Here is a 25,570-nt window from a genome sequence, read left to right on the forward strand (position 1 = left end):
CCTCACCGACCGACCGCCTCGACCGAAAGAGAATTCCATGAGCGACCGTCTGCACGATCTCCACGCCGAGCAGGGCCAGAGCGCCTGGCTCGACAACCTCCGTCGCGACTACATCACGTCCGGCAAACTCGTCGACATCCGTGAGAGCGGCGTCCGTGGCCTCACGTCGAACCCGTCGATCTTCCAGAAGGCCATGGCGGGTTCGTCCGACTACGATGAGCAGTTCCAGCGACTGATCGCCGACAACCGGGCCTCGGCGGGCAGCGGCAGCACCGGCGACGTGATCGAGGACTACTGGTCCCTCGTGATCCAGGACATCCACAGTGCCTGCGACGTGTTCTCCAAGGTCCACGACCACTCCGACGGCGTCGACGGGTACGTCAGCGTCGAGGTGGCCCCCAGCCTCGCGCACGACGGTCCGGGCACCGAGTCCGCGGCCCGCGATCTCCACGAACGGATCGACCGTCGCAACCTGATGGTGAAGATCCCGGGCACGGAGGAAGGTCTCGCGCCGATCCAGCAGATGATCGCCGAGGGTCGATCGATCAACGTCACGCTGATCTTCTCGCTGCCCCGATACGAGCAGGTGATCGAGGCCTACATCGCCGGGCTCGAGCAACTCGCCCAGGATCCCGACGCCGACCTGTCGAAGGTCGCCAGCGTCGCCAGTTTCTTCATCAGCCGTGTCGATGTCGAGGTCGACAAGCGGCTCGAAGCACAGGGGTCCGACGAGGCGCTCGCACTGCGCGGCAAGGCTGCCGTCGCCCAGGGCAAGCTCGCCTACAAGCTGTTCACCGAGAAGTTCGCCGGAGAACGGTGGGAGACACTGGCAGCCCGGGGCGCTCGCGTGCAGCGCCCGCTGTGGGCCTCGACCGGTGCGAAGAACCCGGCGTACTCCGACGTGCTCTACGTCGACGAACTGATCGGCCCCGACACGGTCAACACGCTGCCCGACGCCACGCTCGATGCGTTCGTCGACCACGGCACGATCGCCCGTCGTGTCGACGCCGACGTGGACGATGCCGAAGCCGTGTGGGCTGCGCTCCCGACGGTCGGCGTCGACATGGACGACGTGGCGGCAGTCCTCGAACGCGAAGGGGTGGAGAGCTTCGCCACGGCGTTCGACGAGCTGATCGAGACCCTCGAAGCCAAGGCCGCCGACCTGCGGAACTGATCGGACCGCTCGAAGCGGGAGCGCGCTGGAGCGGTGGGGGTCAGGGTCCGCAGACCGCAGCGAGGATCTGCGGATCGACCGAATCGACACCCCCGCGAGCGGTGCTCAGGAGCCCTCGGTCGACGAGTTCGCCCACGAGGCGTGGAGTGACCTGCGGGCTCAGGCCGCCGAGAGCCCGGACATCGAGATCGCGCGATTCCCCGGTCGGGCACCCTGCGACGACGACCAGGCCGATGTCGCGGACCCCGACGCGAACCTCCTGTGTCCGTTCGACGAACACGTCGGCGTACTCGCGCTCCTCGTCGAGACCGAGCACGAAGCAGGCACCGATCAGCAGTGTCGGCACGGCGAGCTGCACGGAGCGACGTGCGACCCACGTGTCCGACCATCGATCGGCGGCGCCCCTCGCACAGCCGACGAGGGCGGGAAGGAACGTGATGGACAGGGGGATCGCCACGTTCTGGAGGTACCGGTTGTTCTCGAAGAACGTGAATCCCTCGACACCCGCTCTCGACTGGGCGATCCCGGCGACGTTGATCGTGGTGGCGAGACCACCGGCGAGCATCACCGCCCACCCGGCCCGATCGAACCGTCCGGCGACCGCAGCCAGCACCGTCGCCGACGCACAGGCGACCAGCACGGCGGCACCCGCCCACGCTCCCCCACCGACGACGGCGCCGGCGCCGCGCACCAGCAGCCGAGCGGCGAAGACGATCCGCTCGTTCACCGATGCGTCGAACTCCGGGCCGAGATCGCCGAACGTGTACCACGACGCCGTGACGAGTCCCGACGGGGCCAGGACCCACCATCGCCGCCGCGGCCAGAGCGCCACGACCGAGCCTCCGCCCAGCGCGAGCGCCATCAGGCCCACACCGCTGTCGAACGACACCGAGGACAGGAGGAGTGTGGACACGATCACGCAGCGGCGCATCGTCGGCTGCCTGCCCGACACGATCGCCGGGACAGCGACCGCGGCAGCGGTGGCGAACGTCGGTGACACCTGGACCGCGAACACGAAGTTCTGCGCGGCAGGACCGAGGTAGGTGAGCAGTCCGGCCAGCATCAGCGCCGGCACGACCGGCACACCGACTCGGACCGCGAGCGCGGCGAGCGAGAGATGGAGCGCGACGAGCGACAGCACGAACACCGCCACGACGAACACATTCGAGTCCAGTCCGAACACCACGGCCTGGACTCGGAAGATCGCGTCCTGGAACAACCAGAGGTGCCCGTTGAACGACGTGGTCGCACCGTCGATCGGCCCCAGCTGCGTCACGCGCCCGATCATCGACCACTCGTCGAAGTAGAAGTACGTGTGCCGCAGGCGTCGGCCGGCCCACGACACCCCCAGGAGCGCAGCCGCCAGCGCCTGCGCCACGACGATCCGGCTCAGGCCGCCATCGGGCGCGTGCCTCGTCGAGACGGCGACACCGTCGGGATCACTCGTCCGAACGCGCACGGCGGCAATGTACCCGCCACCCGTTCGGTGCGCCCGGAACCCTGTCCGCGTGCTGATCCGACCGGATCGACGAATGTGCTGTGGACGACCGCAGGGGTGAACCCGCTGATCAGCCGATCTCGATCGCGATGCGGTGGTATCCCTGCGCCCCGTCGGGGGCGACCGCCCGAGGTTCCTCCGGCTGCGGTTCGCCGTCACCGTCGATCGCCCGGACCTCGACGATGTACACGCCGTCGAGACCGGCGGTGTCCCACCGGTGCACCCACTGGACCCACGTGTCGGCGGTCGGCACCGAACCCAGCTCCGCCGGGGTCCATTCGCCCATCTCGCCGTCGTCACGCCCGATGCGCACTTGCACCTCGGACACACCGCGGTTCACGGCCCACGCCACCCCGCCGATCGGCACCACACCGTCGCGGCTCGCTCCACTGCGTGGCGTGTCGATGCGGGCCATCGTCTTCACCGGGCCGAGCTTCGACCATCCACGCGGAATCCAGTAGCCGTCGAAGTCCTCCCAGCGAGTGAGCCGGATGTCGGTCAACCACTTCGTCGCGGACACGTACCCGAACAGGCCGGGAACGACGATGCGCACCGGGAAGCCGTGCTGGGCGGGCAGGGGCTCACCGTTCATGCCGAATGCGAGCATCGCGTCGCGCCCGTCCATGATCGCCTCGATCGGAGAACCACACGTCCATCCGTCGACGGAGCGGCTGACCAGTTGCTCGGCACCGGCCTGGAGACCGGCCTCCTCGAGCAGCGGCTTGAGCAGCACTCCCTGCCAGAGCGCGTTGCCGACGAGGTCACCACCGATCGGGTTGGACACACACGACAGGGTGATGTGGCGCTCGACCTGATCGCGAGCGAGCAGGTCGGCGAAGGTCAGTTCGATCGGGTTGTCGACCAACCCGTCGATCGACAGTCTCCACGAATCGGAAGACACCTGAGGGACGACCAGTGCGGTGTCGATCCGGTAGAAGTCGTCGTTCGGAACGACGAACGGCACGATCCCGTCGACGCCGAGTTCCGCCCCCTGGACCGAGGTCGCCCGATCGACGACCACGTCGCCGGCGGGGACCACCGTGTCCGCCGGGGAGTCTCCGGCTCCGGCGTCGAGGGTCTGACCCGGAAGAGCGAAATCCGTGTCGACCGCGAACCGCCGCTGCAACACGCGACCGACCCCACCGGTGACCGCCGCGACCGATCCCACCGCCACCGCGCCCTGGACGAACTGTCGACGGTCGGGCCCGACCATCGGTTCGCCCGTCGGGGAGTCGGGTGATCGACGAGGCATCAGCCACCACAGCACCGCCACCGAGACGATCGAGCCGACCACCGTCGGAGCGAGCTTGCCGAGTGTCGTACCGGGACGCAGCCAGACCGCCCAGGCGCCCAGCACGCCGATCGCCACGGTGAGTCCGTACGCGAAGCCCCGTTCCCCGCGAACCGCCATCACGCCGATCAACGATCCGAGCCCGAACACGACGATCACGGCACCGGCGACGAGGACGGACTTCTGGTCGGTTCCGAACGTCCGCTTGCCCCACTCGACGAGCCACTGCGGAGCGATGTTGATGAACTCCTGACCGACCGGCACCACCGGTGAGGCCGAACCCTTCACGAGCCCGACGATCAACTCGGCGACGGCCAGGCCGACGGCGGTGGCGAGGAGTCCCAACCCGACACCGCGCCAGATCGAGGGCTTCTCCGGCGACACGAACGAACCGCGCAGCGGATCGGATCCTCGCGGCCGAACAGGATCGGTTCCGGGAAGCGGGGGCAGCGCACCCGCATCCTCGTCCACGTCGTCGTAGAGTCCGCTCTTCATGGACACAGGTGTACCCGATCCGATCGACCCGCGCGCGCGTTCCCTGGTGGAGGCGCTGGGAGTTTCCGGGAATGTTCGGCTGGCAGAACAACTTGTTTCCGAGGCGATCGGGTTGATCGTCGACGAGCCCGACACGCTCGACCTGAAGATCGCCACCGCTGCGCTCACCGAGATGCGCGAGGCCTATCGCGTGTTCGCCCCCTTCCGGGCCGAGCAGAAGGTCACCATCTTCGGTTCGGCGCGCACGCTCCCCGTCGATCCGTTGTACGCCCAGGCCCGTGACCTCGCCCGAGCACTGGCCGACAGGGGTTGGATGACCGTCACGGGTGCGGGCCCCGGGATCATGCTCGCCGGCATGGAAGGGGCCGGGCGCGAACGATCGATCGGCGTCTCGATCCGACTGCCGTTCGAGACGGGCGCCAACGACATCATCGCCGGCGACGACAAGCACGTCTCGATGAAGTACTTCTTCACCCGCAAGCTGATGCTGATCAAGGAGTCGCAGGCGTTCGTCTGCCTTCCCGGCGGCTTCGGCACGCTCGACGAGACCTTCGAACTGCTCACGCTGATCCAGACCGGCAAGAGTCTGCCGGTGCCCGTCGTGTTGCTCGATGCCCCTGGCGATCGATACTGGGAGCAGGTCGACGAGCTCGTGCGTCACCAACTGATCGAGCGTGGTCTGGTGTCCCCCGACGACACCGGCCTCTACCGGATCACCGACTCGAGCGACGAGGCGTGTTCCATCATCGAAGGGTTCTATGCGAACTATCGCTCACTGCGTTTCGTGGGCGATCGCATGGTGCTGCGGGTCCAGCAGGGGCCGACCGACGACCAACTCGAACACCTCAACGAACGCTTCGGACACCTGTGCGCCACGGGAACGATCGAGCGGGCCGAGCCGTCGCGCGTCGAACGACGCAGCGACGACAGCCTCGATCTGGACCGCATCGCCTTCGACTTCACGAAGCACGGCTACGGCGACGTGATCCAGATGATCGGCGAGATCAACTCCTGGGTGTGACCGCGACGTCCCGCCGAGTCCGTGACGCGAACCCTCCGGTCGAACGGTCAATTCATGAATTCCGGGGCGTGCTCTGCCACCATGTTGGGGTGAACAAGACGATGACATCCGTGGCGCTCGCCGGCGCCCTCGTGCTCGCCTCGTGTGGAGGCGGATCCGACGGCGAGGCCTTCGACACCGATCGTGCGTGCCGCGTGGGCGAGCGTCTGGTCGAGGAGACCGCCGCCGGTGACCGTGACGGCGTGGTCCGTCAGATCGAGCGTCTCGACGATCTCGACGGGATCGAGGACTCCGGTCTCGAGATCGACGACCTCGATGCGATGGCCGAAGGGCTCGACGAGCAGTCGGTCGAGGACCTGGTCGCCGAATTCGACGTGCTGGACTGCGACCTCGACGTTCCCGACATCGAGCCACCGACGACCGATTTTCCCCCGAGCACCGACGCCCCCGACACCACCACCACCGCCGCCACGACCACCGTGCCCGTCGAAGACCCACCGGGCACCGAGTCCGTCCCCGACACGACCACTGCTCCCGACACCACGACCGCCACCACGACCGCCACCGAGGACACCGCCCCCACCGACACCACGGCCGCCGCTCCCGGCACCGGCATCGCCGTCGACATCGGGTCCACGGCCCCCGGAGCCGAGATCGGCGTCAACCGGGACACCGAGGACATCCTCGGCGACTACGCCATCGCGGACTTCCTGTTCTCACCGAACACGAACGTCGTCGAACTGCGGGTCAGTCGGACCGACTCGTCGTTCAGCGACGAGATCGAATACTCCAACAGCGAGTCGATCACCATGTCCGCCGCGACGACCATGACGATCGAGGACGTGCGCGCGGCGTATCGCACCGCGCTCGAGTCGTCGGGGGTCGAGTTCGACTTCAGCGAGTCCACGGCCACCGAGGACGGCCTCAGGACCGTCGCCGTCGAAGCGTCACCTCCCGATTTCGACCTGGCGCTCGGCAACTGGGACATCAGCGTCACCCAGGACGACGAGACTCCCGGCGTCGTCTTCATCGAGGTCGACCGGCTCACCAACGTCGACGGGCCCGTCCCGGCGATCGTCGCTCCGGCCCAGGAGCTCCTCCAGGCCACCGCTGACATCGGCTCCGACCTCGGGTGGGCCGTCACCGGGTTCAGCCACACGCTGAGCCTCAGCACCTTCGACGGATCGGTGTTCGAGTCGGGCGGCGTCGAATGGGACGTGTCGGAGGACAACACCGTCCGCGCCGCCGCCGATGCGATCCAGGCCGCCGTCGGTGCACCGATCGACAACGAGGACGCCGACGAGGAGACGATCAGCTGGTCGACCGACGACGAGGAGCGGGCTTTCTTCTTCGTCAACTACTCCGAGTTCAGCGGGACGACGGTCAGCTACAGCCCCTGATCGAGCGAGCGGAGGAGGTGGGCGGCCTTGTCGATCGCGCGTCGCGCCTGCATCAACCGCTTGTCCGTGTCCGGTCGCTTCCCGTCGCCGTCCGCCACCGCTTCACGCAATTCGGCAAAGGCGAGTTCGTCGATCCGATCGGCGATGCGGTCGAGCTGATCGGCGAGTTCGCCGGCGGGTTCCGCCAGATCGCTCATTCGACCACGCCCAGCGCTCGCGCCACGACGTCCACCGGGTGGGCGACCTCGATCGATCGATCGGCGAGCGCCTCGGACAGGTGCATCGAACAGCCGGGGTTGGCGCTCGCGACGAGTCCGACCGGGCCGCGTGCGGCTGCTGCGTCGACGGCACGATCGACCGATGCGAGCTTTCGTTCCCGGATCTCGCTCGCGAGTTCCGGTTGCAGCGCCGAATACGCGCCGCCCGCTCCGCAGCACAGCCCGTCGTCGTCGAGTTCCACCACGTCGGCGACGTGTCCGAGCAACCTGCGCACGGGAGTGTCGATGCGTTGGACGTGGCGCAGATGGCAGGGATCCTGCACGATCACCCGCATTCGCGGCACGGTGGATTCGGGCAGCCGATCGACACGACCTGCGAGCCATTCGTTGACGTCGACGACCCGGTGCGCGAACCGTCGAGCTGCGTCCGTGCCCAGGAACTCGCCGTAGTCCTTGAGGGCCGCCCCGCACCCGGCCGAGTTCACCACGATCACGGCGTCGCCCGGCATCGACGCCATGGTCTGCTCGGCGAGCGCAACGGTCTGGTCGTGGAGTCCGGCGTGGGCGTGGAGAGCTCCACAGCATCCTCCGCTCCGCGGAAGCGCGAACGTGGCTCCCGTCGCGCTGATCAGCGCCGCGGTCGAGCGGTGCGTGCCGCGTTGCCACGCATCCATGACGCACCCCGTGTAGAGCCAGACGTCGTCGCCTGTCGGCGTGAGCGGCCGACCTCGCCGGAGGGGCAGGCGCGTGATCCCCAGTCGGCCCGGGACCAGGCCGAGCCGCTGGCCGACGGCGAGCAACGTCGATCCGGCGAGGAGCAGACGATGATGACCCAGCACGCGGAAGCCGGCGCGCTGCCACCACGGTGTGATCCGTTTGTCGGCGGCGAGCGATGCCCTGGTCTGCTCCATCAGCGAGCCGAACTCGACGTTGCTCGGGCACGCCGGTTCGCATCCTCGGCACTGGACACACGTCTCCATGAACTCGACGAACTCGTCGTCGATCGGCGCTCGCTCCGACTCGACGCCGCGCATCGCGTCGATGCGTCCCCTCGGCGAGTACGCCTCCTCGCCCGTCACGCGGAACGTCGGGCAGTGAGGCAGACACAGGCCACACGAGACGCACGCCGACAGCTTGTCCACGTCGAGGTCGAGGGGAGAGTGGAGCACGGGTCGAACTCTACGTGGGCCGCCGGTACGGTCGGCCTTCGTGCCAGAGGGACACACCATCCACAAGATCGCCAAGGACCACGGCAAGCTGCTCAACGGCAAACCGATCCGCGTGTCCAGTCCGCAGGGTCGTTTCGCCGCTGACGCAGAACGTGTCGACGGTGCGGTGCTCGAGCGGATCGAGCCACACGGCAAGCACCTCTTCTACCTCTGGGACACCGGCGACATCGGCCACGTGCACCTCGGACTGTTCGGCAAGTTCACGATCCACCGGGGTGCCGAACCACCCGAGCCGAGTGGTGGCTGTCGGATGCGAATGATCGCCGACGTCGGACTCCGACAGGTGACCGTCGACCTGGCAGGTCCGACGGCGTGCAGTGTCGACGATCCGTCGGTGCGCAAGGAGATCCTCGCCCGGCTGGGCCCCGACCCGATCAAGCCCCGCCAGAACCCTCAGAAGATGTACGACAAGATCTCGCGCTCGAAGCGCGGGATCGGCGACCTGCTGATGGACCAGTCGGTCGTGGCCGGCGTCGGCAACGTGTACCGGGCCGAGGCGCTCTTCGTCTGCGGAATCCACCCGTTGCGGGCAGGAACCGACCTCGACCGCGCCGAACTCGAGGCGCTGTGGGCCACGATCACCGGCATGCTGCGCCAGGGCGTGAAGGACGGGCGCATCGTCACCGTGTCGAGAGACGAGTCAGGCGTTCCACGCGGGAGGAGGATTCCTCGCAGCGAGGCGACCTACGCCTACAAACGGGACACCTGCCTGCGGTGCGGCTCCGAGATCCGACATCTGCTCATCCAGAACCGCACCTCGTATCACTGCCCCCTCTGTCAACCCCGGTGAGGTGACGAGACCCGGCCAACGGATCGGTGCACGTGCTACGGGGCCTGTTCGACGAGACGGCCCGTCACGACGTCGGCGACGAACACACGTCGATCTCCGGCGAACGTGATCCGGCCGTCGGCGTACCCGAAGACGGCCTGCACGTCGATCGGATCGTCGCCCGTCGTCAACGTCGTGGGCGGCCCTGCGGCGCCCGTGGCACCGTTCACGATCCTGAACGACACGGAGCCTGCGACGTCGTCGACCTCGATCACGACGACGTCCTCGCCGAGTGCCTCGGCGAACCACCCCCTCTGATTCGGGATGACGAGGCGGTCCGCGACCAGCCGCTCGCCGGCCAGTGCGTACTGCCACACCGCGGCCTCGGGATCATCGGGCACACCGACGAGAGACCATTCGCCCGACCCCCGGTCCGAGTGCTCGGCGATGATCATTCCGCCCGGCGACGGGGCGACGGGAACGATCTCGTCGGTCCCGGGACGCTCGACGAGTCGGGCGGACCCGTCGACCACGGACATCGACCAGAACCCGCCGGCACCCGGCACCACGAGCCGGTCCTGCACGAGTCGCGCCTCGGATGAATCGGCACGCATCGTCGCCGGATCGGCCTGCAGCGCCATGGACCACGACGCCGACTCCGCACCAGGCGCCCACCGCTGCACGCAGGCTCCGAAACCGTCGTCGCCGACCCAGACGTACCCGTCGTCGGAGGTGGGCAGGACGTGATCGACGGGATGGACTCGCCCGGCGGGGCCTTCGCAGCTCGGAACCTGAGCGAAGGTCGGTCGACCGGTCGACCGGTGGTAGGTCTGCACCACGCCATCGCTCCCGGTCACGCCCGTGATCACCGTCGGGTTGCCATCGGTCGAGAACAGTTGGCGAGACGCGTCGCTCGGGAGTTGCGTCGCCCAGTCGGAGGCGCCGGTCTCGGCACGAAACGCGCTCAGCGTCCCGTCGGTGGTCAGCACGACCAGGGTCGGGTCCTGCCCGCCGAAGACCTGGACGCAGTCGAGACAGTACGGAGCGACCTGATCGGGAAGGCCCAACGTGTACTCGGGAGTCCCGGTCGCTCGATCGAATGCGTGGACGAACCGATCGGCGGCGACGAAGACCATCGTGTCGGTCGCAGCGACGGGGTCGTCGGCCCCGACCTCGGCATCGTTCCGCGCAGCGGTCCAGCGGGTCACCGGCTCGGAATCGAAGTCGAGGTACATCACACGTCCGCCGTCGGCGGACCGGGCGATCGCCAACAGGTCGTCGCCGTCCTCGGTGTCGGACGGGATCATCGTCCCGGAGGCGAAGCTGTAGATGTCGTACTCGTCGGACGGCTCGGAACCCTCGGAACCGATGGCGTCGAGCGCGTCCTCGACGCTGCTCCCGAACGCCCAGGTCGCCGCTGCGATGGCGCCGCCGACGATCGCGAGGACCAGGATCGACGACACGACGCACCCGGAACCGGTCCGTCTCGGCGTCGCCTCGGCGAGCGCGATGGCCTCGGCGACCCTCGAATACGCCACCAACCGGTCGAGGTCGGGGTGCGACTGCGCCACCGACACCTCGATGTCGGGAGTCGGTTGCTCGAACGCGGTGTCCTCGAGCGGCGTCGAGCACGCCGCACAACGGAAGTACTGCTCGTGTGCCTCGGGAATGTCGAGGGGCGCAGCACAACTCGGGCAGGTGAGCCTCTGGAATCGATCGTGCTCGCTCGCGCCCACACCGCGACAGTACTGCGCCGCGACACGACGCCGGGCCGCTGTGCGCCGGTCGTGGATCCTCCCGCACGGCACCTGGCCGCGCCCGCATCACGGTCAGAGCACGTCGAACCACACGCCCGTCTGAGCGGTGCCCATGTAGTTGATGTAGATCTCGTCGCCGACGGCGATCTTGCGGGTCGCCGTGATGACCAACTCGTCGCCGGTCTCGGTGGTCGTGGCGTTGGGGTCGTAGCGGTGGTTGTAGAGCGAGCCGTAGCCGAGCGCGAGAGCGGTCCGCCCGTCGCCCCACCCGAACACGTAGCCCTCGGCACCCGATTCCAGGTCGTCGCCGCGGTCCTCGTCGGCAACGAGCATCGGGCATCGTTCGATCTCCTCGCCCTTCTTGAAGGCTCGGGTGGCGAACACGCCACGTCCGGCGCCGGTGGGCGAGTTCTTGACTTCCAGACCTGCAGGCACGATCGCTCAGTCAACCGCTCCCCGACCGCTGCGCCTACCCGCTCCGACCAGTTCGGTGAGCGGGGAGGAGGTGAGCGGGGAGGAATCGACGCCTCCGGGACGCCGCTACTGAGCACTCCATGCGGGTGCCTCGGGGTCGCCTCGCCAATAGGTGAGACGGCGCTCGGACTCGAGTCGTGCGGATGGATCCGCCATCGCGGCCTTCACCCGCATCAGCGTCGCCGCCACCAGACGCAACTCGGCGAAGGCCTCGGTGCGCTCGTCGCCCCGGAGCGAGCCTCCTGCGCCTGCGCCGAACGCCTCGTAGACACCGGGTTCGCCGCCCCAACGGTCGGTCCAGGTCATCAGGGGTGCGTGATCCCATCCCGGCGGGGCGATGCACAGCAGGTCCCAGTCGATCAGGACCGGCCCGTCATGGGTCATGATGACGTTGCCCGGGTGCACGTCGCCATGACAGACCACTGCGTCCGACGGGTTCCACGCATCCCAGCCCGCCCGGCGTTCGACGGCGGCGGTGATCCCGGCCAGGGCTGCGTCGTCGAGCACCGGCGCGACGTCGTCGAGCAGGCGTTCGAAGTCCCACCACGGGAATGCCGCTGGGCTCGGCGTGGGAACGCCCACCGGCAGGTCGCCGGGTGGGATCTCGTGGACCCTGCGAACGATTGCACCGACCGCCCTCCAGTCGATCGGGTCGCCCGACGGGGCGACGTACTCCCACGCCGTGGCCGACAGACCGTCGACCTCGACGACGTCGAGGCGCGACGGGGCGACGACGGGCACCCCGTGGGCGGCGAGTGACGCGGCGAGTTCGATCGAACAGGACGCATGGACGCTCGGTGACGACACTCGGATCACGACGTCGTCCCGACCGCCACGACTCGTGGTCGCGCTGGCGGTCCGGCTTGCGAAGATCACGTTCATCCCGTGGCGGATCAGGACCGGTCGACCGAGCCCCCAGGTCTCGGCGGCCAGGTCCGCGACGCTCGCCGCTCGACGAACGTCGGCGACACGCTCGTCGACGAACGCGCGCTCCGCTGTCACGACACCACCGTGCTCACCGTCGCCGCTCCGGCCGCTGGCGCGCCACCGTCAACCGACCGACCGCGGCGTGAGCGGGTCGACACCGGGATTCAGTCGGCCGGACGGGTCGAACTCGTGTTTGATCCGGCGGTGGAGACCGCAGACCGCGACGTCGGGCTGCTGACGCTCGCTTCCGCCGCTGTGGTGAACGACCCCGACACCCAGTTCGACCACGAACGACCCGTCGACCGACCGCGCGGCGTCCATCGCCCGGGACGGCGACAACGACCACCGGTGCGGCCCGGGAAGCGGTGGCGGGCCGCTCGTCTCGGTGAGGTCGAAACGTTCCACCGCACGCGCGATGTCGCCGTCGTCTCCGTCGAGACGTACCGACGTCGATGCACCGTCCCACAGCAGCGCCACGGGTCGGTGGACGTCGCGCAGCAACTCGAGTGGGTCACGGTCGCTGCGGAACCACCGGATGTTGCGGGCCACGGGTCGCGTCCGCAGGATGACGTCGCCGAAGAAGCCGAGCGTTCCCCACGAGCCGACGAACAGCCGGCAGAGGTCGAACCCGCTCACGTTCTTCACGGTCGGCCCGCCCGCCTTGGTCACCTCGCCTGCGGCCGACACGTACCTGGTCTGGAGCAGGACGTCTCGCAGCGGACCGTGACCGAGTCGGGTGATGTCACTGCGCCCGACCGCCAGCGTTCCACCCACCGTGCCGCCCGGAGGCATCGCCACCGTCTGACCGTGCTCGGCGAGTGCGTCGAGCAACTCGTCGACCGGTGTCGCCGCACCGCACTCGACGACCATCTCGGCTGCGTCGATCCGCACGATCCCCGACGGAGCGGTGACCGCGCGCACGTCGACCACTGCGCCTCCCTGCGACCCGGAACCGGAGATGGTGACCGGACCGTCCGATCCGACCCGTGCCGCGAACTCGTCGAGCGTCATGTCCATCGACGACTCAAATCCAGGCCCCATCGGGCACTGCGTGCAGGTCACCGCAGGTCGCCGGATTCGGCAGGACCTTGTCCGGGTTGGCGATCAGCTTCGGGTCGAACGCACGGCGCAACGACTCCTGAGCGGACAGGTCGATCTCGGAGAACATCAGGGGCATCAGGTCACGCTTCTCCAGGCCGATGCCGTGCTCGCCCGAGAGGACTCCCCCGACGCCCACGGAGAACGTGACGATCTCGCGTCCCGCGGCGTGCACCTTGTCGACCATCCCCTCCTCTCGTGCGTCGTAGACGAGGAGTGGGTGCAGGTTTCCGTCACCGGCGTGGAACACGTTGATCACGTCGATCCCGTACCGCTCGGTGATCTCGTAGACCTTCTCGATCACCTCGGCCAGGCGGGAGCGGGGCACGACGGTGTCGTGGAGGTAGTAGTTGGGCTTGATCTGCGCCACGGCGCCGAACGCGCCCTTGCGGCCCTTCCACAGCACGGCGCGCTCTGCGTCGTCGGCGGCGGTGCGCACGTGGGCGACGCCGCGTTCACGGGCGAGTTGCTTGATCCTGTCCACGTCGGACGCCACTTGACCCGACTCGCCGACGCACTCGATCAAGAGCGCCGCCGCCGCATGGGTCGGGAGACCGGCGTGCAGCCAGGCCTCGACGGCCACGAGGCACAGTCGGTCCATCATCTCGACGGCCGCGGGCACGATGCCGTCGGCGATGATGTCGCTCACCAGCTGCGCACCGTCGGCGACGGAATCGAACTCCATCAGCATCGTGGCGACGTCGGGCGGGTTCTGCATCAGCCGCACGCACACCTTCGTGGCCACCCCGAACATGCCTTCGGAACCGACGAACGCACCGCGTAGGTCCAGGCCGTCCGGTTCGGGCTCCTCGCCGCCGAGGACGGTGATCGAACCGTCGGGAAGCACCACCTCGAGAGCCAGGACGTGCGCGCTGGTCACACCGTCGGCCAGACAGTGCGGTCCACCGGAGTTGTTCGCGACGTTCCCGCCGATCGAACAGGTCTGCTGGCTACTGGGGTCGGGGGCGAAGTGCACCCCGAGGTGGGCGATCTGGCGGGAGAGGTCGAGGTTCAGCACGCCCGGCTCGACCCATGCCTGTCGGTTGAGAGCATCCACCGACACGATCCGGTTCATCTTCGACGTCGAGATGACGATGGCCCCGTCAGGCGGGACGGCGCCTCCAGCGAGGCCCGTGCCGGAACCGCGGGCGAGGAACGGCACGCCGAACCTGTCGGCCACCCGCACGGCTGCCTGCACGTCGGCCGTGGTCTCGGCGAAGACGACCGCGCCGGCCCGACCCGTCATGTTCGACGCATCGCGACGGTACAGACGCATCTCGGTGGCACCGGACCGCACCTTCGACGGATCGATCGAGGCCCTCAGGGCACCGACGATCTCGTCGGCACCGGATCGAGGCTCGCCGGAGCGAACCTTCCGGGATCGGACGGTCACGGAGTGCGCGTCATCGCCGGGGACGCATCACGGTGACGCTGCCCGAGTCGACCTCGACACCGTCGACGAACACCTGGTCGCCGGGAGCGACGTGCTCGTCGAGCGACACCAGTCGGCCGTCCCGACGGGCCTTGAGTTCGTCCTCGTGCCGGTCCATCGCCTCGCGCCCTTCACGGATCGCATCGACCACGTTGGCCGCCGCCGAACGTGCGCGACCGGCGGCAGAACGTGCGACGTTGGCCGGCGACACCTGTGACGCCTTGGCCACGACCTTCTTCTTCGCGTAACTGGCACCGGTCGCGCCGGCGGCGACTCCACCGACGAACCACGTGACTCGCTTCATCATGCACGCCTCCTCTGGTCTCTCGGCAACTCACCGACGACGCGGTCCGACCGCTGGGACCTGCGGGGGACCTCGATCACGTTGCGACGCGACGCCGCCGGCTTCCCGCGGAGTCGTGCGACCGTCCGCGACGCCCCGCGGGCGATGCCAGCAGCCTTGATCGCCGGTGACGAGAAGGCCGAACGGGCGACCGTCGACCCCACGGCGTCGCCGATGGCCTCGGCGGAACCGAGGACCCTGTCGAACCGCTCCAGGTCGTGACGCGCCTCGTCGACGCTGTGTCGGGCCTCGTCGGTGGAGATCCGCAGATCGTCGATCAGCGCACGTGTCTCGTCGCGAAGGTCGGTGACTTCGCGACGCAGGTGGCTGGTCGTGTCGTGGACGCGCAGCAGCACCACGATGAGCGCAGCGAACCCGATCGCCAGCAACACGATCGCAGCGACCAGGAGCAGTTCACCGGTGGTCATCGACGCCGCTCCATCCGCTCGGACACGTCACGTTCGTTGCCGAGGTCGGTCGGCTCGTACCACGTGCGCCCCACGAGTGCGTCGGGCAGGTACTGCTGTGCAACCCAACCGTCGTCATGGTCGTGAGGGTACTCGTAGCCCACGCCGTGACCCAGCGTGGAGGCCCCTTGATAGTGGCCGTCGCGCAGGTGGGCCGGGACCTCACCCATCGCACCGTCGCGGACCGCAGCCCGCGCATTCCAGATCGCCAGTGCGGCACGATTGCTCTTCGGCGCCGTCGCAAGGTGGATCACCGCCTGGGAGAGGTTGAGTTGCGCTTCCGGAAGTCCGACGTGTTCGACGGCGTGCGCAGCGGCCACCGCGACCGGCAGCGCCGTGGGGTCGGCGAGCCCGACGTCCTCGCTGGCGAAGATCACGATGCGACGGGCGATGAACCGCGCGTCCTCCCCCGCCTCGAGCATTCGTGCGAGCCAGTAGACGGCGGCGTCGGGGTCCGAGCCGCGCATCGACTTGATGAACGCGCTCACCACGTCGTAGTGGTCGTCGCGCCCGTATCGCAGCGCGCTCGTGCCCAGCGCCGCTTCCACGTGCTCGAGCTCCACGGTCCCGTACTCGGCGAGTGCACAGGCCACCTCGAGCGAGGTGAGCACCTGGCGTCCGTCGCCACCCGAACGGTCGACGAGCAGAGCGATCGCCTCGGTCGCCGCCTCGGCACCTTCGGCCTGCAGCCCGCGCCGCACCAGGATCTCGATGTCGGCCGACTCGAGTGGCTCGAGCCGGAACAGCGTCGAACGGCTGCGCAGCGGCGCATTCACCTCGAAGAACGGGTTCTCCGTCGTCGCTCCGATCAACGTGAGCGTGCCGTCCTCGACCGCTGGGAGCAGCGCATCCTGCTGCGACTTGGAGAAGCGATGGATCTCGTCGAGGAACAGGATCGTCCCCTGACCCCGCTCGCCCAGTCGCTGCCCGGCGCGGGCGATGGTGTCGCGAACGTCCTTCACTCCCGCCGTCACCGCCGACAACTGTTCGAACGCCCGATCCGTCGTGCCGGCCACGGCGAGTGCGAGTGTCGTCTTGCCGGTTCCGGGCGGACCCCACAGGAGCGCGGAGGTGAGCCGATCCGACTCGACCAGCCGCCGCAGCGGCATCCCGGGCCCGACCAGGTGGCTCTGGCCGACCACGTCGTCGATCGTGCGCGGCCGGAGCCGTGCCGCCAGGGGCGCTCGGGTCAGTTTGGCGCTGTCCGCCGCCGCACCGAAGAGGTCATCGGCCATCGCTGTCCGGCTCCATCACTGCTCAGGTCTCACCGTCGAGCAGGACCCGCTCGTACGAGGGGCGTCGGAACTCGACTGCGTGCTCGACCAGCCACCGCCGCTGCACCCACTTCCAGTCGGTGAACTCGACACCGTCGGGGCGGGGCTCGACGGACTCGTCACGCACGCGGAACGTGAACCAGCGCTGCACCTGACCGACCCGGCCGTTCTTGCGGATTCCATCGGGATACTCGTACGCCGTCCACTCCGGGAACTCGCTCACGAGGTCGACGACATCAGGCCCGAGCCCGGTCTCCTCTGCGAGCTCTCGCCACGCCGCTTCCAGCGGGGTCTCGTCGTCGTCGATCCCTCCCTGTGGCAGCTGCCATTGCCCGGGGAGGTCACTGCGCTCGAACGCCATCACGTCGTCGGCGTCGTTGGTGACGATCGCCGCGACGTTGGCCCGGAAGTGCATGTTCCCCATCTCGGCGAACCCTGTGCGCCGTGTCGCTCAGCGACCGAGGCCACGGAGGCGATCCGCGACGTCGAAGTAGTCCGGCACCTCGGCGGCGACCGCCGTGAACCAACGGCGAGCGGCGATCGGATCTCCGAGCCGGTCGTAGAGGTCTCCGAGGACGTACCACTCACGGAGGTGGTGGTCGCGCACGCGCTTGGGGGCCCGACGACCCTCCTCCATCACCCGGATCGCTCCGGCGATGTCGCCCTGGTCCGAAAGTGCTCCGGCCATGATGATCCGACCTTCGGCGAGGATCTCGTGGGGCGGTGAGGCGGCCTTGATCTGACCCCAGACCCGTTCCACCGCCGCCCAGCGACGCAGCCCACGATAGGAGTCGGCGATCACCGGCAAGAGCGCCGGGTTCTCGTGGAGCTCCTGGGCGGCCTGCAGTGCTGCGACTGCCGGCTTGTAGCGACCGAGTCGATACGACGCGAGGCCCAACACCTCCTGCACCGCCGCCACGGTCGGAGCTTCCTTGGCGATCGCCGCCGCCAGGCGACGCGCTTCGTCGAAGCGCTCACGGTCGAGCGCCTCGGACGCCTGCGCGAGGCGTTCCGACAGGCGAGTTCCTCGTTGACCTCCCAACGCATCGACGAGTTCGGCGCCGATGTCCGGGTCGAGCGGTCGCGGCTCGCGTCGCTCGGGAGGTGCGGTCGCCGCTCGGTGCGTCGCCGCCTCGGCGACCTCACGCACGGAACCTTCGTCCACCCACTGCTCGGTGACTCGCTCGTCGGCCCAGCGTCGATCTCGATCCGGATCGGCCGGAGGCCGGGGGCCTCGGCGGGAATCGACCTCTGCGGCGCGGCGACGCGCCTCGGTCATCGGTTCCTCGACCTGCTCGCGCCACTTCGGCGAGAACTTGTCACCCCGACTCGACGAACGTCCACGATCGTTGCGCTTCGTCCGACCGTCCGGCCCGCCACGACCGCTCGTCGAGTCCTCCCGCCGATCACGGCTGACACCACCTCGACCCTGCTGCCGTGGAGCGTCGCCCCGGGCACCCTCGCCACCACGCGCCGGCCGGCCGTCACGATCACCGCGTCCCGACCGGCCATCCGTTCGGCCACCGCCGGAACGGTCGTTCGACCCGGCACCCGGTCGCGGACGACCTCGACCCGGCCCCGAGGGACGTCCGTTGCGGCCTCCTGGTGATGACCGGTTCGGACGCTGCTCAGACATGGGACACGACGCTATCGCCACGGCACGGTGTCCCCCCGGGGCACCCGGATTCGGAGCGGGTCACGATCCGACGGCGGGGTCACGCCCCGACCAGTCCCCTCCGGCGCGGGAGAGCGCACGGCCGCCACGAGCTCACAGCGGAGACGGACGGAAGACGGACATGGGCCGAAAACGACGAAAGCCCCACCGGACTTCTCGTCCATGTGGGGCTTTCGTATGTAGAAATCGGGCGGCGTCCTACTCTCCCAGGGGGTCTACCCCCAAGTACCATCGGCGCTGACAGGCTTAACTTCCGTGTTCGGGATGGGAACGGGTGTGACCCTGTCGCTATGGCCACCCAAATCTTGTGTTGTCAATTGATCCACCACACGGGTGGATCGGGGATGTGTCCCCAACAACTCCAGAGCAAGCACGAGCTACAAGTTTAAACCAAGCCCTCGGCCGATTAGTACCGGTCGGCTGAACGTGTTACCACGCTTACACCTCCGGCCTATCAACGTGATGGTCTCGTCACGGGCCTTACTACGTTTACCGTATGGGAATACTCATCTTCAACCAGGTTTCCCACTTAGATGCTTTCAGCGGTTATCCTTTCCGTACGTGGCAAATCAGCAATGCTACTGGCGTAACAACTGACACACTAGAGGTACGTCCGTCCCGGTCCTCTCGTACTAAGGACAGCCGTTGTCAATATTCCTTCGGTTGCGGAGGATAGGGACCGAACTGTCTCACGACGTTCTGAACCCAGCTCGCGTACCGCTTTAATGGGCGAACAGCCCAACCCTTGGGACCTGCTTCAGCCCCAGGATGCGATGAGCCGACATCGAGGTGCCAAACCTTGCCGTCGATATGGACTCTTGGGCAAGATTAGCCTGTTATCCCCGGAGTACCTTTTATCCGTTGAGCGACCACACTTCCACACGTGATGGCCGGGTCACTATGCCCTACTTTCGTACCTGCTCGACTTGTAGGTCTCGCAGTCAAGCTCCCTTGTGCCATTGCACTCGACGACTGATTGCCAACCAGTCTGAGGGAACCTTTGGGCGCCTCCGTTACAATTTAGGAGGCGACCGCCCCAGTCAAACTACCCGCCTGGAACTGTCCCTGATCCCGATAAGGGACCGAGGTTAGAGATCCAACATACACAGGGTGGTATTTCAACAATGACTCCACACTGGCTGGCGCCAATGCTTCCAAGTCTCCCACCTATCCTACACAATGCAGGTCAAATCTCAATACCAAGTTATAGTAAAGGTTCACGGGGTCTTTCCGTCCTTCCGCAACTAACGAGCATCTTTACTCGTACTTCAATTTCGCCGGGTCTGTGGTTGAGACAGTGGGGAAGTCGTTACGCCATTCGTGCAGGTCGGAACTTACCCGACAAGGAATTTCGCTACCTTAGGACCGTTATAGTTACGGCCGCCATTCACTTGGGCTTAGGTTCACAGCTTCGCTCCAAAGAGCTAACCGTTCCCCGTGACCTTCAAGCATTGGGCAGGCGTCACAGGGTATACATCGCCTTACGGCTTCGCACCCTGCTGTGTTTTTGGTAAACAGTCGCTACCCCCTGGTCTGTGCCACCCGCCTCAGCTCGGAGAGTAAATCTCGTCACCGGAGCAGGTCCTCCTTCTTCCGAAGTTACGGAGGCAATTTGCCGAGTTCCTTAACCACAGTTCTCCCGCTCGCCTTAGTATTCTCTACCCGCCCACCTGTGTCGGTATGGGGTACGGGCACCGTGACAGCTCACTGCTGGGCTTTTCTTGGCAGCATGGAATCGATGACTTCGCAGTATGTCGCTCGGCATCGCGTCTCAGAGTTGATGACCCGATCTCTCAAAAGGGTCCTCCTACACGCTTACCCCGGGATAACCATCACCCGGGTTCATCTATCCTCCTGCGTCCCCCGTCAGCTATCCGCCAGCGGCTCGGTCGGCTCGCTCAGACGAATCTGAACAGCCCCAACGTTGCCACTCTTGGACCTGGCGCGGTCACGGTGGTACTGGAATATCAACCAGTTGTGCATCCACTACGCCTCTCGGCCTCGCGTTAGCTCCCGACTCACCCTGGGGGGATTAGCCTTCCCCAGGAACCCTTGGGCTTTCGGCGGAGGGGTTTCTCACCCCTCTCTCGCTACTCATGCCTGCATTCTCACTCGATGCCGCTCCACGCACCCTCACGGATCCGCTTCTCTGCTGCATCGACGCTCCTCTACCGCTCGTATCAGATACGAACCCATAGCTTCGGCTCAGGACTTGAGCCCCGTTACATTGTCCGCGCAGGATCACTCGACCAGTGAGCTATTACGCACTCTTTCAAGGGTGGCTGCTTCTAAGCCAACCTCCTGGCTGTCTGTGCAATCCCACATCGTTTTCCACTTAGTCCTGAATTAGGGGCCTTAGCTGATGGTCTGGGCTGTTTCCCTTTCGACCAGCGGAGCTCATCCCCCGCGGTCTCACTGCTGCGCTCTGGAGTACCGGCATTCGGAGTTTGACTGGATTCGGTAAGCTTGTGGGCCCCCTAGTCCAATCAGTGCTCTACCTCCGGCACTGAACACGCAACGCTGCACCTAAATGCATTTCGAGGAGAACCAGCTATCGCCAAGTTTGATTAGCCTTTCACCCCTATCCACAGCTCATCCCCGCAATTTTTAACTTACGTGGGTTCGGTCCTCCACGGAGTCTTACCTCCGCTTCAACCTGGCCATGGATAGATCACTTGGCTTCGGGTCTACAGCATGCGACTCAACGCCCTATTCAGACTCGCTTTCGCTCCGGCTTCCCATCTCTGGTTAACCTTGCCACATACCGTAACTCGCAGGCTCATTCTTCAAAAGGCACGCCATCGCGGCCGCACCGAAGTGCGACGACGCTCTGACTGTTTGTAAACCAACGGTTTCAGGTACTATTTCACTCCCCTCCCGGGGTACTTTTCACCTTTCCCTCACGGTACTGGTTCACTATCGGTCGCCAAGGAATACTTAGACTTATGGGGTGGTCCCCACAGATTCATGCCGGCTTTCACGGTTCCGGCATTACTTGGGATGACAACCAGGTAGTACATGCATTTCGGATACGGGGCTGTTACCCACTCTGGCTCGACCTTTCCTGATCGATTCTCCTATGCAGCACTTGTAACCTGTGATACTTCTGAAGCAGTATCTGTTGGTCCCACAACACCGCACCAGCAACGCCTTCAGGCTTGACACTGGCACGGTTTAGTCTCTACCCGTTTCGCTCGCCGCTACTCAGGGTGTCGCGGTTGCTTTCCTTTCCTCGGGGTACTGAGATGTTTCAATTCCCCCGGTTCCCTCCAACTGCCCTATGTGTTCAGGCAGCGGTACCACTCCATGACGAGTGGTGGGTTTCCCCATTCGGACATCTACGGATCAGGGCCTAGTCGACGGCTCCCCGTAGCTTTTCGCAGTCACTCACGTCCTTCATCGGTTCTTGGCGCCAAGGCATCCACCGTTGGCTCTTTGTAGCTTGGAATAAACTTTATAGTTACTCGTACGCACGAACGCCGGCTCACGAGGAGTCGGCATCCGTACTTCGATATTGAAGACGGCCGACCGAAGTCGACACGTCTAGATGCTCGTGCTTGCTCTGCAGTTGTCAAGTAGCCACCCGCTCAGCACTGCGCCGACCCGACGGGGCGGCTCGAAGTGCTGGGGTGTGAAGGAACGAGTCCTTCAAAACAGAAGAGAAGACAATGCCCACCGGTGCTCCGTGGCTCAAGGAGGGACCGAATCCCTCAACCCGTGCTCGGTTGAACCGACAGGCGCACAAACGCACCAACAGGTGTGTGTCGTACTGTGCCGAACTGATGCCGGCATACAGCAGACAAGCACTCCTTAGAAAGGAGGTGATCCAGCCGCACCTTCCGGTACGGCTACCTTGTTACGACTTCACCCCAATCACCGACCCCACCTTCGACGGCTCCCTCCCACAAGGGGTTGGGCCACCGGCTTCGGGTGTTGCCGACTTTCGTGGTGTGACGGGCGGTGTGTACAAGGCCCGGGAACGTATTCACCCTGGCGTGCTGATCCAGGATTACTAGCAACTCCGGCTTCATGGAGTCGAGTTGCAGACTCCAATCCGAACTGAGACCGGCTTTGATGGGATTCGCTCACCCTCGCGGGATCGCAGCCCTTTGTACCGGCCATTGTAGCGTGTTTGCAGCCCTGGGCATAAGGGGCATGATGACTTGACGTCATCCCCACCTTCCTCCGAGTTGACCCCGGCAGTCTCCTGCGAGTCCCCAACTTTACTTGCTGGCAACACAGGATAAGGGTTGCGCTCGTTGCGGGACTTAACCCAACATCTCACGACACGAGCTGACGACAGCCATGCACCACCTGTGTAGCGCCCCGAAGGACACCCTATCTCTAGAGCTTTTCACTACATGTCAAACCCAGGTAAGGTTCTTCGCGTTGCATCGAATTAAGCAACACGCTCCGCTGCTTGTGCGGGCCCCCGTCAATTCCTTTGAGTTTTAGTCTTGCGACCGTACTCCCCAGGCGGGGCACTTAATGCGTTAGCGACGGCGCGGATCTCGTTGGTTGAGACCCACACCTAGTGCCCAACGTTTACGGCATGGACTACCAGGGTATCTAATCCTGTTTGCTACCCATGCTTTCGCTCCTCAGCGTCAGTTACGGCCCAGAGCGGCGCCTTCGCCACTGGTGTTCCTCCTGATATCTGCGCATTTCACCGCTACACCAGGAATTCCCCGCTCCCCTACCGCACTCTAGTCACAGCAGTATCGAGTGACCTCTTGAGGTTAAGCCTCAAGTTTTCACACCCGACTGACTGAACCGCCTACGAGCTCTTTACGCCCAATAAATCCGGATAACGCTTGGTGCCTACGTGTTACCGCGGCTGCTGGCACGTAGTTGGCCGCACCTTCTTCTGGAGGTACCGTCATTTTCTTCCCTCCTGAAAGCGGTTTACAACCCTAGGGCCTTCTTCCCGCACGCGGCATCGCTGCATCAGGCTTTCGCCCATTGTGCAAGATTCCCCACTGCTGCCTCCCGTAGGAGTCTGGACCGTGTCTCAGTTCCAGTGTGGCTGATCATCCTCTCAGACCAGCTACCCGTCGATGCCTTGGTGAGCCGTTACCTCTCCAACAAGCTGATAGGCCGTGAGACCCTCCTGAACCGGCTGACCTTTCAACATCTCCCCATGCGGGGTGAAGGTGATATTCGGCATTAGCAGTCGTTTCCAACTGTTATTCCGAAGTCCAGGGCAGGTTTCTCACGTGTTACGCACCCGTTCGCCACTAGGTCTTCCGGAGCAAGCTCCATGGACCTCGTTCGACTTGCATGTGTTAAGCGTGCCGCCAGCGTTCATCCTGAGCCAGGATCAAACTCTCCAACAAAAACGTGGCTCCCGAAGGAGCAACGAAATGTCAGCGAGCACCGTGAGCGGGAGGAAATGTCCCGTTGATCTCACAGTACGTGGCTGATTGTGACCTGTCGTGTCGACTCAAGCCGAAGCTCTCCTCGTGGACGACAGGTCGGTTATCCGTGTTGCTGCCGGCTGGGAGGCCGACAGCGAAATTGACAAGACAGTCTCTCGCAGAGCCCAAGGGCTCTGACTGGACTGCCCGCGTTTGCGTTCTGTCTTCTCTTCTGTTTTCAAGGAACCGATGGGAATGTGCCGTACGCTGGACCTTTGGTCGAGCGTGGCGTGCATTCCGTTGCTTTTCCGGCGGCTGCTGCCTCCGTGAAGCGAGTAGCTAAGCTAGCCGTGCCGAATCGGGGCGACAACCTCCTCTCAGGAAAAGATCCTGAGAAGGTGGTGCAGCTTGCGTCCGCGTGCCAGCAGGAGGTACTCGCCGTGGAGGCGTTTCTGGCCGCTGAGCTGGTCTTTCTCTCCCAGTTTGACCCCGTTGACCGAGTATCCGTTGTCCGTGATCGTGCGACGGGCGTCACCTCGAGAACTCGCGAGTCCCGTCGTGACCAGGACGTCGAGCGTGTCCTCGATCTCCGAGATGCTCATCTCGGTGGAGGGGATCTCGGAGGCGAGCACCTCGAGGGCTGCACGTGAGGCGTCGGTCGGGTCCTTCGCGAAGAGCAGATCGGCCGCCTCGCTGGCTCCGCTCGCCGCCGAGGGTCCATGGAGCAGTGCAACGACGTCGTCCGCGAGCGTCCGCTGTGCGACGCGCTTGAATGGCGCCTCCAGATGCGCCGCCACGATCTCCTCGATCTCGGCGACCGGGCGAAGTGAGAAGGTGAGCAACTGTCGTCGGACGTCGTCGTCGGACGTCTGGAGGAAGTGCTGCCAGAGCGCGTACGGACTGGTTCGTTCGGGGTCCAACCACATGCGTGCGCCGGTGGTCTTGCCGAGCTTGGTCCCGTCGGCGGCGGTGAGGAGCGGCCAGCAGAAGCCGTGGACCGCCGTGCCCCGCTTGCGGCGGATGAAGTCCACCCCGGAGAGGATGTTGCCCCACTGGTCCGATCCGCCGACCTGGATGGTGCAGTCCTCGTGCTCGTGCAACCACAGGTAGTCGTTGGCCTGGAGCAGCATGTAGCTGAACTCGGTGAAACTGATCCCGTTCTCCGACGCGATCCGCGCCTTCACGCTCTCCCGAGCGAGCATCTGGTTGACCGTGACGTGCTTGCCGACGTCGCGCAGGAACTCGAGCACGGTGATCGGTTGCGTCCACTCCCGGTTGTCGACCAGGACCCCCCGGTCGGGCTGCTCCAGGTCGACGATCCGCCCGAGTTGGGCCTTGATCCGCCGCACGTTGTGGTCGAGGGTCTCGTCGTCCAGGAGGTTCCGTTCCTCCGAACGCCCGCCCGGATCACCGATCATCCCCGTGGCGCCGCCGGCGAGCGCGATCGCTCGGTGCCCGGCGTCCTGGAAGCGCCGGAGCATCACCAGGCCGATCAGGTTCCCGACGTGGAGACTGTCGGCGGTGGGATCGCAGCCGTAGTAGATGCCCACGGGCCCATCCGCCACGAGCGCCCGCAGGTGCTCCCGGTCCGTGGAGTCGTGGATGAGACCACGGGCCTCCAGGTCTGCGATCAGGTCCCCGTCAACCAACTGCACGTCGAGCGTCATATCG

Annotated in this window: 19 protein-coding genes and 3 rRNA genes; 4 read left to right on the top strand and 18 right to left on the bottom strand. The window is 65.9% G+C overall.

What is annotated here, in order from left to right:
• The first annotated feature begins 37 nt into the window (after nucleotides 1-37).
• The gene (tal, locus tag ABJK40_RS20030; protein WP_348481700.1) at nucleotides 38-1,174 is read left to right on the top strand and encodes a transaldolase; all 1,137 of its coding nucleotides are present in this window, start codon (nucleotides 38-40) and stop codon (nucleotides 1,172-1,174) included.
• 40 nt (nucleotides 1,175-1,214) lie between these two features.
• Here tal and ABJK40_RS20035 read toward each other — a convergent pair whose 3' ends face one another.
• Both ABJK40_RS20035 and ABJK40_RS20040 read right to left on the bottom strand, forming a co-directional pair.
• Complete coding sequence (locus ABJK40_RS20035) at nucleotides 1,215-2,633, bottom strand: hypothetical protein (protein WP_348481699.1); 1,419 nt, start codon at nucleotides 2,631-2,633, stop codon at nucleotides 1,215-1,217.
• Nucleotides 2,634-2,742: 109 nt separating this feature from the next.
• Nucleotides 2,743-4,458 carry a molybdopterin-dependent oxidoreductase gene (locus ABJK40_RS20040; RefSeq protein ID WP_348481697.1) on the bottom strand — a complete coding sequence of 572 codons (1,716 nt, stop codon included), beginning with the start codon at nucleotides 4,456-4,458 and terminating at the stop codon, nucleotides 2,743-2,745.
• Here ABJK40_RS20040 and ABJK40_RS20045 point away from each other — a divergent pair.
• On the top strand, nucleotides 4,457-5,479 hold the full coding sequence (locus tag ABJK40_RS20045) for a TIGR00730 family Rossman fold protein (RefSeq protein WP_348481695.1): 1,023 nt from the start codon (nucleotides 4,457-4,459) through the stop codon (nucleotides 5,477-5,479). The genes ABJK40_RS20040 and ABJK40_RS20045 overlap by 2 nt on opposite strands.
• Before the next feature lie 89 nt (nucleotides 5,480-5,568).
• Complete coding sequence (locus ABJK40_RS20050; RefSeq protein WP_348510383.1) at nucleotides 5,569-6,879, top strand: hypothetical protein; 1,311 nt, start codon at nucleotides 5,569-5,571, stop codon at nucleotides 6,877-6,879.
• On the opposite strand, the gene ABJK40_RS20055 is transcribed toward ABJK40_RS20050, so the two are convergent.
• Both ABJK40_RS20055 and ABJK40_RS20060 read right to left on the bottom strand, forming a co-directional pair.
• Nucleotides 6,867-7,076, bottom strand: a complete 210-nt coding sequence (locus tag ABJK40_RS20055; protein ID WP_348481690.1) for a hypothetical protein — start codon at nucleotides 7,074-7,076, stop codon at nucleotides 6,867-6,869. The genes ABJK40_RS20050 and ABJK40_RS20055 overlap by 13 nt on opposite strands.
• Nucleotides 7,073-8,266, bottom strand: coding sequence for a (Fe-S)-binding protein (locus ABJK40_RS20060; protein ID WP_348481689.1), 1,194 nt, complete (start codon nucleotides 8,264-8,266; stop codon nucleotides 7,073-7,075). The genes ABJK40_RS20055 and ABJK40_RS20060 overlap by 4 nt, the downstream gene beginning before the upstream one ends.
• 40 nt (nucleotides 8,267-8,306) lie before the next feature.
• On the opposite strand from ABJK40_RS20060, the gene ABJK40_RS20065 reads away from it, so the two are divergent.
• Nucleotides 8,307-9,116: a DNA-formamidopyrimidine glycosylase family protein gene (locus tag ABJK40_RS20065; RefSeq protein ID WP_348481687.1), complete on the top strand. Its 810-nt coding sequence runs from the start codon at nucleotides 8,307-8,309 to the stop codon at nucleotides 9,114-9,116.
• 35 nt (nucleotides 9,117-9,151) lie between these two features.
• Here the strand turns inward: ABJK40_RS20065 and ABJK40_RS20070 are convergent, their stop codons facing one another.
• The 14 genes from ABJK40_RS20070 to tyrS all read right to left on the bottom strand — a co-directional run bounded on the left by ABJK40_RS20070 (nucleotide 9,152) and on the right by tyrS (nucleotide 25,566).
• Nucleotides 9,152-10,831 carry a PQQ-binding-like beta-propeller repeat protein gene (locus ABJK40_RS20070; protein WP_348481685.1) on the bottom strand — a complete coding sequence of 560 codons (1,680 nt, stop codon included), beginning with the start codon at nucleotides 10,829-10,831 and terminating at the stop codon, nucleotides 9,152-9,154.
• 93 nt (nucleotides 10,832-10,924) lie between these two features.
• A complete protein-coding gene (locus tag ABJK40_RS20075; RefSeq protein ID WP_348481683.1) occupies nucleotides 10,925-11,287 on the bottom strand; it encodes an SET domain-containing protein in 363 nt (120 codons plus the stop codon).
• 105 nt (nucleotides 11,288-11,392) lie between these two features.
• The gene (locus ABJK40_RS20080) at nucleotides 11,393-12,328 is read right to left on the bottom strand and encodes an aminoglycoside phosphotransferase family protein (protein WP_348481681.1); all 936 of its coding nucleotides are present in this window, start codon (nucleotides 12,326-12,328) and stop codon (nucleotides 11,393-11,395) included.
• Between the two features lie 48 nt (nucleotides 12,329-12,376).
• The gene (locus ABJK40_RS20085) at nucleotides 12,377-13,294 is read right to left on the bottom strand and encodes an FAD-binding protein (protein WP_348481679.1); all 918 of its coding nucleotides are present in this window, start codon (nucleotides 13,292-13,294) and stop codon (nucleotides 12,377-12,379) included.
• Complete coding sequence (locus tag ABJK40_RS20090; RefSeq protein ID WP_348481677.1) at nucleotides 13,278-14,627, bottom strand: FAD-linked oxidase C-terminal domain-containing protein; 1,350 nt, start codon at nucleotides 14,625-14,627, stop codon at nucleotides 13,278-13,280. Before ABJK40_RS20090 ends, ABJK40_RS20085 begins: the two co-directional genes overlap by 17 nt.
• Before the next feature lie 127 nt (nucleotides 14,628-14,754).
• Nucleotides 14,755-15,090 carry a hypothetical protein gene (locus tag ABJK40_RS20095; protein ID WP_348481675.1) on the bottom strand — a complete coding sequence of 112 codons (336 nt, stop codon included), beginning with the start codon at nucleotides 15,088-15,090 and terminating at the stop codon, nucleotides 14,755-14,757.
• Complete coding sequence (locus ABJK40_RS20100; protein WP_348481673.1) at nucleotides 15,087-15,554, bottom strand: hypothetical protein; 468 nt, start codon at nucleotides 15,552-15,554, stop codon at nucleotides 15,087-15,089. The genes ABJK40_RS20095 and ABJK40_RS20100 overlap by 4 nt, the downstream gene beginning before the upstream one ends.
• Nucleotides 15,551-16,828, bottom strand: a complete 1,278-nt coding sequence (locus ABJK40_RS20105) for a replication-associated recombination protein A (RefSeq protein ID WP_348481671.1) — start codon at nucleotides 16,826-16,828, stop codon at nucleotides 15,551-15,553. The genes ABJK40_RS20100 and ABJK40_RS20105 overlap by 4 nt, the downstream gene beginning before the upstream one ends.
• Nucleotides 16,829-16,850: 22 nt before the next feature.
• Entirely contained in the window at nucleotides 16,851-17,291 is a 441-nt protein-coding gene (locus tag ABJK40_RS20110) for an NUDIX domain-containing protein (protein WP_348481669.1), read from the bottom strand.
• A gap of 27 nt (nucleotides 17,292-17,318) precedes the next feature.
• Entirely contained in the window at nucleotides 17,319-18,032 is a 714-nt protein-coding gene (locus ABJK40_RS20115) for a tetratricopeptide repeat protein (RefSeq protein WP_348481668.1), read from the bottom strand.
• 695 nt (nucleotides 18,033-18,727) lie between these two features.
• Nucleotides 18,728-18,844 (bottom strand): 5S ribosomal RNA (gene rrf / locus ABJK40_RS20120).
• An 84-nt stretch (nucleotides 18,845-18,928) separates the two neighbouring features.
• Nucleotides 18,929-21,990, bottom strand: a 23S ribosomal RNA gene (locus ABJK40_RS20125).
• A gap of 366 nt (nucleotides 21,991-22,356) precedes the next feature.
• Nucleotides 22,357-23,878 (bottom strand): 16S ribosomal RNA (locus ABJK40_RS20130).
• Together the 16S, 23S and 5S rRNA genes form the textbook arrangement of a ribosomal RNA operon.
• 398 nt (nucleotides 23,879-24,276) lie before the next feature.
• Complete coding sequence (tyrS, locus tag ABJK40_RS20135; protein WP_348482535.1) at nucleotides 24,277-25,566, bottom strand: tyrosine--tRNA ligase; 1,290 nt, start codon at nucleotides 25,564-25,566, stop codon at nucleotides 24,277-24,279.
• Between the last annotated feature and the right edge of the window lie 4 nt (nucleotides 25,567-25,570).

Source organism: Ilumatobacter sp. (assembly GCF_039969435.1).
In the GTDB taxonomy this organism is placed as follows: domain Bacteria; phylum Actinomycetota; class Acidimicrobiia; order Acidimicrobiales; family Ilumatobacteraceae; genus Ilumatobacter_A.

Excerpts from the sequence above, each read along its gene's own strand:
- tal (WP_348481700.1), top strand. The coding sequence starts at position 38 with ATGAGCGACCGTCTGCACGATCTCCACGCCGAGCAGGGCCAGAGCGCC.
- ABJK40_RS20045 (WP_348481695.1), top strand. The coding sequence starts at position 4,457 with ATGGACACAGGTGTACCCGATCCGATCGACCCGCGCGCGCGTTCCCTG.
- ABJK40_RS20040 (WP_348481697.1), bottom strand. The coding sequence starts at position 4,458 with ATGAAGAGCGGACTCTACGACGACGTGGACGAGGATGCGGGTGCGCTG.
- ABJK40_RS20055 (WP_348481690.1), bottom strand. The coding sequence starts at position 7,076 with ATGAGCGATCTGGCGGAACCCGCCGGCGAACTCGCCGATCAGCTCGAC.
- ABJK40_RS20085 (WP_348481679.1), bottom strand. The coding sequence starts at position 13,294 with ATGGGGCCTGGATTTGAGTCGTCGATGGACATGACGCTCGACGAGTTC.
- ABJK40_RS20090 (WP_348481677.1), bottom strand. The coding sequence starts at position 14,627 with ATGCGTCTGTACCGTCGCGATGCGTCGAACATGACGGGTCGGGCCGGC.
- ABJK40_RS20095 (WP_348481675.1), bottom strand. The coding sequence starts at position 15,090 with ATGATGAAGCGAGTCACGTGGTTCGTCGGTGGAGTCGCCGCCGGCGCG.
- ABJK40_RS20100 (WP_348481673.1), bottom strand. The coding sequence starts at position 15,554 with ATGACCACCGGTGAACTGCTCCTGGTCGCTGCGATCGTGTTGCTGGCG.
- ABJK40_RS20105 (WP_348481671.1), bottom strand. The coding sequence starts at position 16,828 with ATGGCCGATGACCTCTTCGGTGCGGCGGCGGACAGCGCCAAACTGACC.
- ABJK40_RS20110 (WP_348481669.1), bottom strand. The coding sequence starts at position 17,291 with ATGGGGAACATGCACTTCCGGGCCAACGTCGCGGCGATCGTCACCAAC.
- tyrS (WP_348482535.1), bottom strand. The coding sequence starts at position 25,566 with ATGACGCTCGACGTGCAGTTGGTTGACGGGGACCTGATCGCAGACCTG.